Source organism: Helicobacter monodelphidis (assembly GCF_003288845.1).
Classification (GTDB): Bacteria; Campylobacterota; Campylobacteria; order Campylobacterales; family Helicobacteraceae; genus NHYN01.
Genome location: NZ_NHYN01000028.1, coordinates 1 through 13,384 on the forward strand (window position 1 = coordinate 1; position 13,384 = coordinate 13,384).

The 13,384-nt window shown below is 35.9% G+C and carries 10 protein-coding genes; 3 read left to right on the plus strand and 7 right to left on the minus strand.

Translation table 11 applies throughout. The features are described from left to right. Window positions 1–171: 171 nt before the first annotated feature. Genes CCZ01_RS09055 through ndk form a run of 5 tightly spaced genes read right to left on the minus strand, consistent with a single transcriptional unit; the run spans window position 172 to window position 3,170 of the window. A complete protein-coding gene (locus CCZ01_RS09055; protein WP_112052897.1) occupies window positions 172–1,170 on the minus strand; it encodes a beta-ketoacyl-ACP synthase III in 999 nt (332 codons plus the stop codon). Beyond that, entirely contained in the window at window positions 1,167–2,168 is a 1,002-nt protein-coding gene (gene plsX, locus CCZ01_RS09060; protein WP_112052898.1) for a phosphate acyltransferase PlsX, read from the minus strand. The genes CCZ01_RS09055 and plsX overlap by 4 nt, the downstream gene beginning before the upstream one ends. 7 nt (window positions 2,169–2,175) lie before the next feature. Then, window positions 2,176–2,331: a 50S ribosomal protein L32 gene (gene rpmF, locus CCZ01_RS09065; RefSeq protein ID WP_112052899.1), complete on the minus strand. Its 156-nt coding sequence runs from the start codon at window positions 2,329–2,331 to the stop codon at window positions 2,176–2,178. Window positions 2,332–2,359: 28 nt separating this feature from the next. Continuing rightward, window positions 2,360–2,707 carry a DUF177 domain-containing protein gene (locus CCZ01_RS09070; protein WP_112052900.1) on the minus strand — a complete coding sequence of 116 codons (348 nt, stop codon included), beginning with the start codon at window positions 2,705–2,707 and terminating at the stop codon, window positions 2,360–2,362. 49 nt (window positions 2,708–2,756) lie between these two features. Then, window positions 2,757–3,170, minus strand: a complete 414-nt coding sequence (gene ndk / locus CCZ01_RS09075; RefSeq protein WP_112052901.1) for a nucleoside-diphosphate kinase — start codon at window positions 3,168–3,170, stop codon at window positions 2,757–2,759. A gap of 242 nt (window positions 3,171–3,412) precedes the next feature. Between ndk and CCZ01_RS09080 the strand changes: the two genes are divergently transcribed. Together CCZ01_RS09080 and CCZ01_RS09085 are read left to right on the plus strand one after the other, a co-directional pair. After that, complete coding sequence (locus CCZ01_RS09080; protein WP_112052902.1) at window positions 3,413–4,459, plus strand: glycosyltransferase family 4 protein; 1,047 nt, start codon at window positions 3,413–3,415, stop codon at window positions 4,457–4,459. A 319-nt stretch (window positions 4,460–4,778) separates the two neighbouring features. Beyond that, window positions 4,779–5,771 (plus strand): isopenicillin N synthase family dioxygenase, encoded by a 993-nt coding sequence (locus CCZ01_RS09085; RefSeq protein ID WP_112052903.1) that lies wholly within the window; start codon window positions 4,779–4,781, stop codon window positions 5,769–5,771. 138 nt (window positions 5,772–5,909) lie between these two features. Here the strand turns inward: CCZ01_RS09085 and rseP are convergent, their stop codons facing one another. Next, the gene (gene rseP / locus CCZ01_RS09090; protein ID WP_112052904.1) at window positions 5,910–7,280 is read right to left on the minus strand and encodes an RIP metalloprotease RseP; all 1,371 of its coding nucleotides are present in this window, start codon (window positions 7,278–7,280) and stop codon (window positions 5,910–5,912) included. A 285-nt stretch (window positions 7,281–7,565) separates the two neighbouring features. Beyond that, on the minus strand, window positions 7,566–9,530 hold the full coding sequence (locus tag CCZ01_RS09095; RefSeq protein ID WP_112052905.1) for a TonB-dependent receptor: 1,965 nt from the start codon (window positions 9,528–9,530) through the stop codon (window positions 7,566–7,568). A gap of 90 nt (window positions 9,531–9,620) precedes the next feature. Between CCZ01_RS09095 and CCZ01_RS09100 the strand changes: the two genes are divergently transcribed. Continuing rightward, window positions 9,621–13,034 carry a methionine synthase gene (locus CCZ01_RS09100; RefSeq protein WP_112052906.1) on the plus strand — a complete coding sequence of 1,138 codons (3,414 nt, stop codon included), beginning with the start codon at window positions 9,621–9,623 and terminating at the stop codon, window positions 13,032–13,034. Window positions 13,035–13,384 lie beyond the last annotated feature (350 nt).

Sequence of the window (13,384 nt, forward strand, 5' to 3'; positions counted from 1 at the left end):
ATAGCTCTAGCGGGGCATCAAACTATGGAAATATACTAGATACTAGCTATCTATCGTTGAAACAAGAAGCCCACCTGCTTTAGCGGGTGGGTGATTCACATATAGGTTATATACTTACAAAGACTTATTTTAAAAAACAATCAATGAAATTTGCACCAAAGAAAATTTTAACTATTCTCCATCAAAATGCAAAATCGCAGATCCCCAAGTTAGCCCACCACCAAGTGCATCCAAGAGTAGCCTACTACCTCTTTTTAGTTGGTTATTCTCGTAGAGCATATTGATTGCCATTGGAATAGAGGCAGCTGAAGTATTACCAAATTTATCGACGGTCAAAACAATCTGACTTGAATCAAAATTCAGCAAATCCCCCACTGCTTTGATGATACGATAGTTTGCTTGGTGTGGCACAAAGTACTGAATATCTTTAGGACCCATATTGCATTCTTCAAGAATATGTTTGACTTCATCAGCTAATTTATGTACAGCAATTTTGAAAACCTCATTACCCTTCATACTCATACATTGCATTATTTCTTTTTTATTTATTTCAGATCTAGGAGTCATTAGATAATCTTGATATTGTCCATCAGCCGAAATATGCACATTAAGAATCGACAATTCTTTATCTTGTGTTGCAGAAATGATAGCAGCTCCAGCCCCATCACCAAAAAGTATATAAGTACCACGATCTTGCGGATTAAGAACAGAACTTACTTTTTCAGCACCTACAATCAAAATATTTTTAGCCATTCCTGATTCAATGTAGGCTTTTGCAACAGATAAAAGATAGATAAACCCACTACAAGCGGCTGAAATATCGAATGCTGGACGATCATGAATCCCTAAAGCCGAAGCAATAATACAAGCAGTGGAGGGCATAGCAATAAAATCCGGAGCAAGAGTGCCAACAATAACAAGATCAATATCACTCGGAAGCATTTTTGCCCTTTGCAAGGCGACCTTTGCCGCTTCTATGCCTAAGTCGCTCGATTTTTGTTCTGCAGTTGCAAAATAGCGTGTTTTGATACCCGTCCGCCTTGTAATCCATTCATCAGAAGTATCAATTTGCGTTTCTAGCTCCTTATTGCTAACGCATCTTTGAGGAGTATACGCTCCAACCGAACGCAACGCCGCATACACTTTTTCTCCCACACCCACTCCTTTCATTTGTTGCTTTTTAATTCTTCCTTGCCTTCAAAAGCCTCAGCAATCTTTTTATTAACCTGTCTTTGATGTGCCAAAATAGCTTGCTTGATGGCATTGTGAATTGCTTTTGGATTGCTTTTGCCATGGCAGATAATTACATTCCCACCTACACCTAATAGCGGAGCACCGCCATATTCTGCATAGTCTAATCTTTTTTTAAGTTTACGAAAAACACCTCGCATCAGCAAAGCACCCATCTTACTGACAGAAGATTCTTGAATAAAATTTTTTAACAAATGTACAATCGCATCAGCAATACCCTCACTTGTTTTAAGGACGATATTGCCAACAAAGCCATCGCAAATGACAACATCAACACTACCATCAAAGAGATTGTCTCCTTCTATATTGCCTATAAATGAAGGATGTCCTCTAAGTAAGGCGTATGCTTCTTTGGATAGCTCATCGCCTTTACATTCTTCTTCACCATTACTTAGAATGCCTAGTTTTGGGGAACTGTAACCTAAAATACTTTTTGCGTAGATATCACCCATTAAAGCAAATTCGTATAAGTGTTCTGGTTTGCAATCCACATTTGCCCCGGCATCTAACAGCAAGACGACACCGCCATCAATACGCGGAAGAATTGCCCCAATAGCAGGACGACTCACCCCAGCGATTCTACCCACTCTTAGGGTTGCCAAACTCATTGTCGCACCGCTATGTCCAGCAGAAACAAGTGCGTGAGCTTGACCCGATTTTAACATATCTGTAGCAACAAAAATGGAACTCTCCTTGCGACGAATTGCATTTGTTGCAAGGTCATCCATTTTAATAAAATCTACACAATGCACAACTTCAACTCTATCTTTGAGAGAAAGCGGAATTTTGGACTCAATAACAGAAGAATCACCCACCAAAATGGCGCTAAAATCCTCCTCCTTCAATGCTTCTATCGTTCCTTCAATAATTGGGGTGGCACCAAAGTCTCCCCCCATCACATCAACGGCTATTTTCATCGTCTAATTATCTTTGTCCATATTCTCGTGTGTATTTATTTGCACAATGGGGCATTCTCCATGTTCCATCTTTGTCCTTGATTGGTGTTGCTAAAGTAACCTTATAATGCGTTCTGCGCTTTGCAGCCCTTGTCTTACTTACTCTTCTCTTTGGTACAGCCATCGTTAAACTCCTTATTTAATTTAGTATTTTACTCATCATTTACATGATATTCTGCTCGGATTAATTCTATTTCTCCTTCTAAAATGGAGCTTATATCTACAAATCCTTCAAAAAACTCAACCACCTCTAACATCTCTTCACCCTCTTTGGGGGCAAACAGCCCGTCAGAAATAAAGAAATGTACCTCTTCATCGACACCTCTGATATATTCTTCACCACTACGATCGCAAATGAGCAATACCTCGCCTGACAAAGTCGCTTGCAACTCAAATAAAGCACCCTGCTTGTGCCACAATTGTCCCTTGAGTGTCATTTTCTCCTGTGCAACCTCAAAAGACTTAGGAGTTTTAGAAATTTTTTTAAATTCAATTTTCATATTCATAAGTCTTTGCAAACAGATTTATTAAAAATGCATTCGTAAGGGATTAGTGGATTTCTCGTTTTCCAAAAAAGAATGCAATTTCAATTTTTGCATTCTCTAAAGAATCGCTTCCATGCACAGCATTTGCATCGATATTGTCCGCAAAATCTGCACGAATCGTACCAGCTTTGGCTTCCTTTGGATTTGTCGCACCCATTAAATCACGATTTTTAAGCACAGCATTATCACCCTCTAGTACCATCACAACAACAGGTCCACTTACCATAAAGCTCACAAGCTCATTATAAAAAGGTCTGTCCTTATGAATGATGTAAAATTGCTTCGCGTCTGCTTTACTCAACCAAATTTTTTTCATTGCAGCAATTCTTAAGCCATTGCTTTCAAACCGATCAATAATCTTTCCTACAACACCCTTTTTAACGGCATCAGGCTTAATAATAGAAAGCGTTTGTTCCATTTACTCGTCTCCTTGCAATATTTAAATAATCCCTTGATCTGCCGATTAAAGCAAAAATAAAGCTCTTTTTCAAGGGTAATAAACTAGGATTATATAACAATTTGGTTTGAAAAATCATTAAAAATCAAAAATATAGCAATAACTTGAAAAAATTATTTTTAAGCTTTAAAGAAAAATGTGCTAGAATATTGCCATGCTATTATTTATTTTTATTGAATCTGATATTATTTTTAAGGTGGTTAATGCTTATCATAGAAAGCAATTTTTGGGTTATTTGTTTGAGTGCTTTTTGCTTCTCATTATTTTTGCAAGGAGTCAGCCTTTTATTATCAAATCACTACCGAATATTTATAGATAAAGCAGAAACTTTAAAACCCCAACGTGTCCATCAGCACGATGCACCTCGTGGAGGTGGGATTGGCATTAGTCTTGGTTTAGCATTTATTATTTTTATCCCCTATTATTATGATGAAATTCAAGAAAATATAGTACTTTTCTACATAGCAATTTTGCTTGCTTTTTTAAGTGGATTTTTAGAAGATATTTATGGGAATATTAGCCCCCATATCCGCTTAGTGATGCAAAGTATGGCAGTTTGTCTTGGTATTTATGCCCTCAAAGCACTTCTATTGGATATTGGTTTTTATTTTTTTACTTTACCATTATTTATTGCTATCCCTTTCAGTGTGTTTTGTGTTGTCGGTGTTGTCAATGCAATGAATATTATTGATGGTTTTCATGGGCTATCTGCAGGAATTGGAATGCTTGTGCTTGGGCATATATTTTACCTTGCCTACCAATATCAAGATGTATTAGTTTATACTATTTCTGCTATTGCTATTATGGCAATTCTAGGTTTTTTTATTATTAACTTTCCAAAGGGTTATATATTTTTGGGTGATGGCGGTGCGTATGCAATTGGCTTTGTCATTGCTTTTTTGCTTATCTTGTTAACGCAAAGACATCACAATATCAGTGTTTGGTTTGGACTTGCTGTAATGATTTATCCTGTATTTGAGGTTCTTTTTTCTATTTACCGTAAAAAATATTTACTTAAAATTTCACCTTTTACACCCGATAATCGTCATTTGCATTCACTTCTGTTTTACTGCTACATTCACAATAGTGCGTTAACTACATTTGCTATTGTTATGATTGTTCTTCCATTTATTGCCCATGCAACTTACTTTGCTCATTCAACAATAATGCTCTGCCTTAATGTATTTATTTTTATCATTCTTTATATTACCGCTTACTTTTTTCTTTATAATAAAATACATAAAATATAATTTATATAGTTTCATTATTAAAATAATAATGAATAATTGTAGATGAATTATTTGGCAGTATGTCCCTATATTTAAGCAATAATTAATAAATATTTTTATAGAATTCTACATTCTATACTTTGAGATAAAGGATTAAAAATGATGCATATGTGCCTAGAATACAGCTTATAGGTCTCCTTTGGTTAACAATGTTTGTTTCCAAAGGCTTAGTTAAGGTTATGAGAAGGAAGCAAATATAAGTAATCTCCCTTTATCTTCTTACTTTCATTTTCTTTCATTATCATTACTTATTTTACAATATTAATTTGAAAGGAAAATAATGCAGTTACCTATCTTAAATCTAAACGAGTTTGAAACAAACAAGGAAGAGTTTCTTGAAAAGCTTAGGAATGCAACTTCACAGGTTGGCTTTTTTTATCTAGTGGGGCATGGAATTAACCTTGATTTATGCAAAAAACTTCAATCTTTAAGTAAAGAATTTTTTGCACTTCCCCAAAAAGAAAAAGATAAAATTTCAATGATTCATTCGCCACAATTTCGTGGCTATTCTGGCGAAGGTGGAGAGTATACAGATGGCGGTAAGGACTATAGAGAGCAAATTGATATAGGTACAGAACGGGAAGCTTTAGAGTGGAATCAGGAGTCGCCCTTATGGCAGAGATTGGAAGGACCAAATTTATGGCCAGAAGAATTGCCTGAACTTAAAAATGTTTTTCTTCAATGGCATTATCAAACCCAAAAGGCTTGTTTGAAATTATTAAGAGCTTTTGCAGAAGCATTAGAACTCCCTCAAGATGCGTTTGAGCAGTTATATGGGCGAAATTCTTATGAGCATTGTAAGCTACTTCGCTACAAAGCAGCTTCTCATGGCGAAAGACAGGGGGTTGGTTCTCATAAGGATGGTGGCTTAATCACTTTTGTGTTACAAGACCAACAATCAGGCTTACAAGCCCTTGTTGATGGGGAATGGATTGATGTCCTACCTCTTGAAGGTAGTGTAGTTGTTAATATTGGTGAATTTTTGGAAATGGCGACAAATGGCTATCTGAAAGCAACTATTCATCGTGTAAATTTAGGGCAGGTAGAGCGGTATTCCACAGCCTATTTTTTAGGTATTCAGCTCGATAAAGATGTTCCGATTTTTAAGTTAAATCCAAAATTTGCGGATAAAGCTTTGGGTGTTGATACTGACCCAAAAAATCCGTTACTAAGAAATGTGGCAGAAAATTATTTTAAAAGAATGATTCGTTCCCATCCAGATGTTGCAAAAGCCCATCATGGAGACTTGATTAAGCATTTTAGTTTTGCTTAATTTAGCTAGATTTAACCCTGCACATTTTGCTTCAGGTAACTTTAAACCTTGTACAATGGGGCTATAGATATGCCCCACTCACCATCACTAAAAACCATACTAGAATCTATAAGAGGGCTTCTTTTGTCGCGGTTATAGCTATTGTAAGATACGATTCACATCATTATAAAGCCCAAGCATCATTAATCCCATCACAATAGCCGCCCCAACTAGTGTAAAGCGATATAATACTTCTTGACTCAAAGCACGTCTAAAAATTAATTCATAGAGATTGAAGAGAATGTGTCCGCCATCAAGCATAGGAATGGGCAATAAATTAATAATTCCTAAGTTTAATGAAATCAAGGCGGCGATACTTAAGAGAGCAACAAGACTACTTTCAGCTGCAGTTGATGTGATTTGCATAATCATCACAACACCACCTACTTCACTGGTTGGGACAATGCCAACAATTAATTTTTCAAGCCCAACAAGCATAAGAGATGACATTTTCAAGCTTTCATCAAAACCCTTTTGAATACTGCCTAAAAGACCATAATTATTAATGCGGATAGATTGAGCTAAAGGCTGAATTCCGAATGTTGAGAGATTGTCTATTTTGGATTCTAAGCTTATTTCTCTATCTTGTCGCATTAAATCAATCGTAAATAATTTATTTTTATTCTCTTCCTTGCTTATGATAGATGCAATTTGTTCAAAATTATACACTTTTTGTTTATTGATAGCTGTGATAATATCATTTTTTTGCAAGCCTAATATTTGTGCGGGACTACCTAGTTTTGGTGCTTTTATTGCTGTAAATGGGAGTGGAGTTACACCAAGAACTAATCGAGGAGTCGGCTCTTTAAAAAGATTTGGGAGTGTTTGAAATTCCAAGTTGACCTGTTTTTGAATCTCTACCCCTGTTCTTAAAAGCGTTAAATCGATTTGTGTCTGTTCTTGCTTTTGAATAATCTGACTCATCTCTTCCCAGCTTTTTACCTCAATTCCATTAATTGCTAAAATTTCGTCACCCATTTGCAATCCTGCCTTAAAAGCAGGAGTCTCTGGCTTTGGTGATGCAATAATCGGTGCTAATTCCTCCCTGCCGATACTATAAACTGCAACAAGAGCAAGGAAACCAAGCAATAAATTAGCAAAAGGACCTGCAAAGAGAATAAAAATGCGTTTATGGGGCGGTTGGGAAGTATAGCTATCCGGCGAAGAATCAATTTTTTTTGGATCTAAATCGTCCTGGCCTAACATCTTAACATAACCGCCCAGTAAAATCGGGGCAAGGCGATATTCTGTCTGTCTCCGTTGAAATGTTGCTAGACACCATTCTTTTTTACCAAAACCAACACTAAATACCTCTACGCGTACGCCACACAAACGAGCAGCAAGAAAATGCCCCCATTCATGAAATAGCACCATAAATGCAAGCACCAAAAGTGCAACTAAATAGCCCTCATAAAAGAGATAGATAAAAATAAATATAGCAAAAATGAATCCTAAATAAATATAACGCATTATTCTCCTTCTTAATAATTAAAAATTGTTTAATGATGAGGTTTGGCTTTCTTGTTTTATGGCAGAGGCTACAATGAAGGCATTTTTATTTGTTTAAAGCATAAAATGATTACTCAAGATACCTTCACTATTGCAAGAATTTAATTTAAGTTCTTGAAAGTATTCCAACTACAAAAACACAGAAACTACCACTCATATTATATCTAATTTTAGCACATAATAATCCTGTCTTATCAGTTGTAGTGTTTTCTAATGTTTGTTTAGCAACATAAAATTTACCGCTCACTAAAAAGAAAATTTTAGTCCGCCACCAAAACTTCTTTCAAAGTCATAGGGATAATAGGCATCTTCTCGCACCATTATTGCATTTTTATGTCCGAGTAAATTGCGTCCATAAGCATAAATTTCAAACTCATTTAAGCGATAACTAAGAGTCAAATCCAAATTTTGATAAGGTGGTTGCTTTTTAGTTGTATTACTAAAATCCTCATAAGCGTAAGGGCTAGAACCCAGCTTATAACTTGCTGAAATAAGAATGGGGGAAATTGGACGATAATTTAAGAAAAGACTTGTGAGATGTGTTGATACGCCCGGTAATGTTTTATTCACAATATTGCCATTCTCATTATATTCAAAATCTGCTAAAGTGTATGCATATTCTACACCCGTGCTAAATTCACTATTTAGGTGATAAGCTATACTGACTTCCGCACCTTTCTTGTTACTTTTATCAAGATTGCTATTAATGAAAGTAACGGGATTATAATAAATTTCTTTATCTAAATCAATCCAAAATAAATTTCCATTCAATGTGAATTGACGAGGTGTCCAAGTGATAGCCAGTTCATAAGAATTGCTCGTTTGTGTGTCGATAAACTCATTAAAACCCCCGCCAAAGCGAAAAAACCTATCCACATCGGGAGCTTGATACGCACGCATATAGTGCAACGAAATATCAAGTTGACTGATAGGAGATAACACATAACCAGCCTCAAAACCGCTTAAACTTTGCTTATGTTCATCAACAATATTGGTTGACATGGTAGCTTCTCTGCTATATTGTACTTGTTCGTATCTCCCTCCCAACTCAATTTTGTGGATATCCAAAAAATGATAGTGCATTAAAGCATAATAACTTAAAGAATCCTTATGCAACAAATCTTGACTAAATTGTGAATCATCTTGTCTTAAACGATTTTTGTAGTCCAGTCCAGCCAAAAAATATAAATTCTCCCCAACATAATCCACATTTATGCGTCCAGTATGTGTGTTATATTCAGATACACTTGGGCTTTGTCCCAAATATTCACTATTGGCTTGTTGAAAATGATAATCTACATTTGCCTTAAAATTTGGGGTAAAGTGATAGCTAAAACCAGCGTTTGCCCTTAGGGCATCATAGATTTGATGATTAAAGCTTGTAGCTACTGAAGCGGGGTTTTGCTCAAATTGTTCAAAGCTGATCGCTCCAGGATACTTTACATCAAATTTCCCATAATTTAAGCCTGCACGCATTTCAACAGAATCATCAGGCGTTACAATCAGATTTAAGCCACCATTAACATTTTGCTTTTCATCAGTTTTTTCAATCCCGTTATCAAGAATTTTTCGATTACCATCGCTCATAAACCCTTGCCCAAAAGCACCCACATTAAATCCATTTCCGATATAGCGTCCATAAACACGTCCATCGTAAGTTTGATAACTTCCATAAGCAAGGTTGATTAGGCCACCTTGTTGTTTTTTTGTATTGATAATAATTACCCCACCACTCGCCCCATCGCCATACTCTACAATCCCACGATTCTTCAAAATTTCAATTCGTTCAATTGCCTCAATAGGAATAAGGCTTAAGATTGGTACGCTCATATCAATATTTTCATAACGTACAGAATCAATCACTACTGCAATATTTTGGTAGCCATTCTCACCAAACCCACGCATGGAAAATCGGAATGCAAAGGGATTGCCATAGCTGGGGGACGCAACAAGGTTGGTATTTTGTTGTAAGAATTCGTATAAGCTCATTGCTTGAGAATTCTTGAGTCGTTCAGCATTATATATTAAACTTCCTTCTTGTTTTTTCTCGGCTGGTGGAATATAATGTTTTTCAAGTCCTCCATATATGGCGGGATTAACATTTTTTTGAGATTGTAAACGAATCGGAGTAGGTGGAATAGCAACAAGGCTTACTTCAAATAATAAAAAAACAAAAAAATATCTTTTCTTTACAAGATGAGTAAAATTCATAATTATGCCCTTAGAATCAAAAAATAAGAGTTTCGATTATGGCATTTCTTTGCTATAATATGCCTTAACTATAAAAATCTGGAGAATGTAATGCAACACTTGTCTAATTTAGCAAATGAAAGAATTTTATTTTTTGAAGGGGCGATGGGGACGGAAATTCAGAAATATTCGCTTTCGGACATAGATTGGCGGGATAAAGTAGGTTGCAGTGAAATTTTAAATTTCTCTAAAAAAGAAATTATTCAAGAGATTCATACCTCCTACTTAAAAGCAGGTGTGGATATTCTCAAAACAAATACTTTTGGTGCTATTCCATGGGTATTATCTGAGTATGATTTACAAGATGCAACAGAGGAAATTGCGTGTGCAGGGGTGCAAATTGCAAAGGAGGCATGCAAGCAGCATATGCAAGATTATCAACGACAATGCTTTGTTGCATTTGCCTTAGGACCCGGAACAAAGCTCCCTTCTTTAGGACATATTGACTATGATACAATGTATGATGGTTATGTTCGGGCGATAAAAGGGGGAATGCAAGCACAACCAGATATTATTTTGTTTGAAACTGCACAAGACCCCCTTCAGCTAAAAGCTGCTATTCACGCCGCGTTAGATATAGCACCCCATATTCCCTTAATGGTTTCTGTAACAATTGAAACAACCGGTACAATGCTAATTGGAACAGACATTAAAACTTTAGCTGTAATTTTAGAGCCATTTCCGCTTTTTAGTTTGGGGATTAACTGCGGTTTGGGTCCAGATCTTGCCCAAACCTATCTAAAAGAGTTAAGCGAATATAGCCCATTTAGAATCTCTATTCACGCAAATGCTGGACTTCCAGAGAATCGTGGTGGACAAACCTATTATCCTATGAATGCAGAAGAATTTAGTCGTATAGAAGCAAGTTTTTGTGATATAGCAGGTGTGCATTTTATTGGTGGTTGTTGCGGAACTACTCCTTTACATCTCAAAAAATTGATTGAATCTGTAGGAAACAAGACTCCAAAACCTCATAAAAAGTCTACTCCAAAAGCCATTGCCTCCTTATTTTCGCATATAGAATTAGAGCAAAAACCTGCCCCGCTTTTGATTGGTGAACGTTCTAACGCAACAGGTTCTAAGGCATTTCGCGAAATTCTTCTTGCTAATGATTATGAAAAAGCTTTGAGTGTAGGAATGGAACAAGTGAAGAAACAAGCCCATGCCCTAGATGTAAGTGTTGCATTCGCTGGACGAGATGAACGGGCGGATATGTTAGAAGTTATACATCGTTATAATCAAAAGATTGCTATTCCTCTTATGCCTGATTCCACTCAAGTTGCGACATTAGAAGTCGCATTAAAATGTATTGGTGGACGTTGTATGATTAATTCAGCAAATCTTGAAGATGGGATTGAAAAATTTGATAAAATTGCTGCTTTAGCAAAGCGATTTGGTGCAGTACTTGTTTGTCTTTGTATTGATGAGGAAGGCATGGCAAAGAGTTTTGAACGCAAGGTGCAAATTGCACAACGTATGTTAGAGAGGGCGTTGAGTGTGCATCATCTGCGTGAGGAAGATATCATTTTTGACCCCCTTACATTCACGATTGGCAGTGGTGATGAGGAATATTTCAGTGCAGGAGAGGATACCCTAAAAGCCATTAAGGAATTAAAGCGACTCTATCCAAAAGCAGGAAGTACAATTGGGCTTTCAAATATTTCCTTTGGTTTGGGTAAAGAGGCACGGATTTTTCTAAATTCTATCTTTCTTTACCACGCTATTTCAAATGGTTTGAGTAGTGCTATTGTTAATGTTGCACATATTATTCCTTATTCTAAAATGAGCAATGAGGATAAAAAAATTTGTGAAAATCTTATCTTTAATACACAAAAAACTGCTGAACCGCTTTATACTCTGATTGAGCATTTTAGTACGCAAAAAAGCTTGGCAATTCAAAATAGTGATGATTCGCATTTGAGTGATAAAGAAAGAATTATCAAATACTTGATTGATGGTGATAGAGAGGCAATGTTTAAACTTTTACCTTCCGCAAAAGAGTCTATACCACCTGAAAAAATAATAAATGAAATATTAATTTCAGCAATGAAAATTGTTGGAGAACGATTTGGTAATGGAGAAATGCAACTTCCTTTTGTCTTGCAAAGTGCAGAAGTGATGAAGGCAAGTGTCGATTATCTCAATGATTTTTTACCCAAAAGCCAGAAAAAACAGCAAGTTACACTGATTTTAGGCACGGTTAAGGGTGATGTGCATGATGTGGGTAAAAATCTCGTGGATATTATCCTTTCTAACAATGGATTTAAGGTTATTAATATCGGCATTAAAGCAGATATTAGTAAATTTATTGAGGCTTACAAGGAGCATAAAGCAGATTGTATCGGAATGAGTGGGCTTTTAGTAAAATCAACCTTAATTATGAAAGAGAATTTAGAGGCTTTGAATAAGGCTGGGATTAATTGCCCCGTTATGCTTGGAGGAGCTGCCTTAAATCGAGAATTTGTTAAGGAGCATTGTAGCCCGATTTATAAAGGCGATGTGTATTATTGTCGTGATGCGTTTGATTCGATGGCATTAATGGAGATGATTGAAAGCCAGGATTTTAGCGATAAGAGACTTCCGAGCGAAAGGCAAGCTAAAGCTGAATTAAAATTAAAGCAAAATAAAAAAATACAACCTACAGAGTCAGTAGAAAACTTACGCAAAAAATCTCTACCGCTAGAATCTGAATTGTATACGCCACCTTTTTGGGGTAGAAAAATCCTTGCAGATGGGCGGAATGCACAGGGAGAACAAGGGTTTTTAGGTATAAGTTTGGAGGAATGTTGTAAATATTTAAATATAGATTATCTTTTTAAAACACGATTTGGATTCAAAAAAAAAGGTATGAAAAAAGAAGAATATATACAATTAAAGCAAGAAAAAATTATGCCAGTTTATAATGAACTCATAAAATTAATTAAAGATGAGTATCTTTTTTCCCCTATTGTTATTTATGGCTATTACCCTTGCTATGCAATCAATGAAGAATTAAGAGTGCAAGATAATCAAAGAGAAATTGTTTTTAGCTTTGAAAGGCAAACAAAAGAGGAATATCGTTGTATTGCGGATTATTTTCCAAAAAAAGATACAGCAGGCGGAGTTGTTGCGTTAAGCTTTGTTTCAAGTGGGTTGCGTTTTAGTCAATTTGAGGAGAAACTTCACCAGCAAGGTGATTTTCAAAAATATCATCTGTTGTATGCGTTAGAAACAGAGCTTGCGGAGGCGTTAGCTGAATTTGTGCATATGAGGGTTAAAGAAGAATTAGGGGTGCGTGGATGTCGTTACTCTTTTGGTTATCCCGCTTGTCCAGATTTATCACAAAATCGCCATTTGTTTGAGATTCTTAAGCCAGAGGAGTTTGGTGCAACATTGAATGCAGAATTTATGATGCATCCAGAGGGTAGCACATGTGCAATTATCGCACCACATACAAAGGCAAAATATTTTGCTATCCATTCCTAACTTTAATGTTATAGTGATTTCAACTTAAGTGCATGTAGCTAAATGTGGACTCACTAGCTATGGTACACAATATAACTCTTAGAATATTAGAGGTATAATCATCAATGTTAAGGAGTGGCTTTCTTTTTATGCAATTCTAGTATAGAAAGGAGGTTAAAGATGAAAAAGGCTTTAGAATTTATTATAGTCATTCTAAAGTTGCTTAAAGAGATTATCCAGCTCTTTAAGCTCATAAACTAAATATACGCCAAAGATTGTAGTATTCCCCCACTTAGTTTCTCCTTAACAAAGTGATTTATACTAGAATTGTGGGGGATTCTGGTATTCAAATGTATGTATCTCTATCTATT

Excerpts from the sequence above, each read along its gene's own strand:
- CCZ01_RS09100 (WP_112052906.1), top strand. The coding sequence starts at position 9,621 with ATGCAACACTTGTCTAATTTAGCAAATGAAAGAATTTTATTTTTTGAA.
- CCZ01_RS09085 (WP_112052903.1), top strand. The coding sequence starts at position 4,779 with ATGCAGTTACCTATCTTAAATCTAAACGAGTTTGAAACAAACAAGGAA.
- CCZ01_RS09055 (WP_112052897.1), bottom strand. The coding sequence starts at position 1,170 with ATGAAAGGAGTGGGTGTGGGAGAAAAAGTGTATGCGGCGTTGCGTTCG.
- CCZ01_RS09080 (WP_112052902.1), top strand. The coding sequence starts at position 3,413 with ATGCTTATCATAGAAAGCAATTTTTGGGTTATTTGTTTGAGTGCTTTT.
- plsX (WP_112052898.1), bottom strand. The coding sequence starts at position 2,168 with ATGAAAATAGCCGTTGATGTGATGGGGGGAGACTTTGGTGCCACCCCA.
- CCZ01_RS09095 (WP_112052905.1), bottom strand. The coding sequence starts at position 9,530 with ATGAATTTTACTCATCTTGTAAAGAAAAGATATTTTTTTGTTTTTTTA.
- rpmF (WP_112052899.1), bottom strand. The coding sequence starts at position 2,331 with ATGGCTGTACCAAAGAGAAGAGTAAGTAAGACAAGGGCTGCAAAGCGC.
- CCZ01_RS09070 (WP_112052900.1), bottom strand. The coding sequence starts at position 2,707 with ATGAAAATTGAATTTAAAAAAATTTCTAAAACTCCTAAGTCTTTTGAG.
- ndk (WP_112052901.1), bottom strand. The coding sequence starts at position 3,170 with ATGGAACAAACGCTTTCTATTATTAAGCCTGATGCCGTTAAAAAGGGT.
- rseP (WP_112052904.1), bottom strand. The coding sequence starts at position 7,280 with ATGCGTTATATTTATTTAGGATTCATTTTTGCTATATTTATTTTTATC.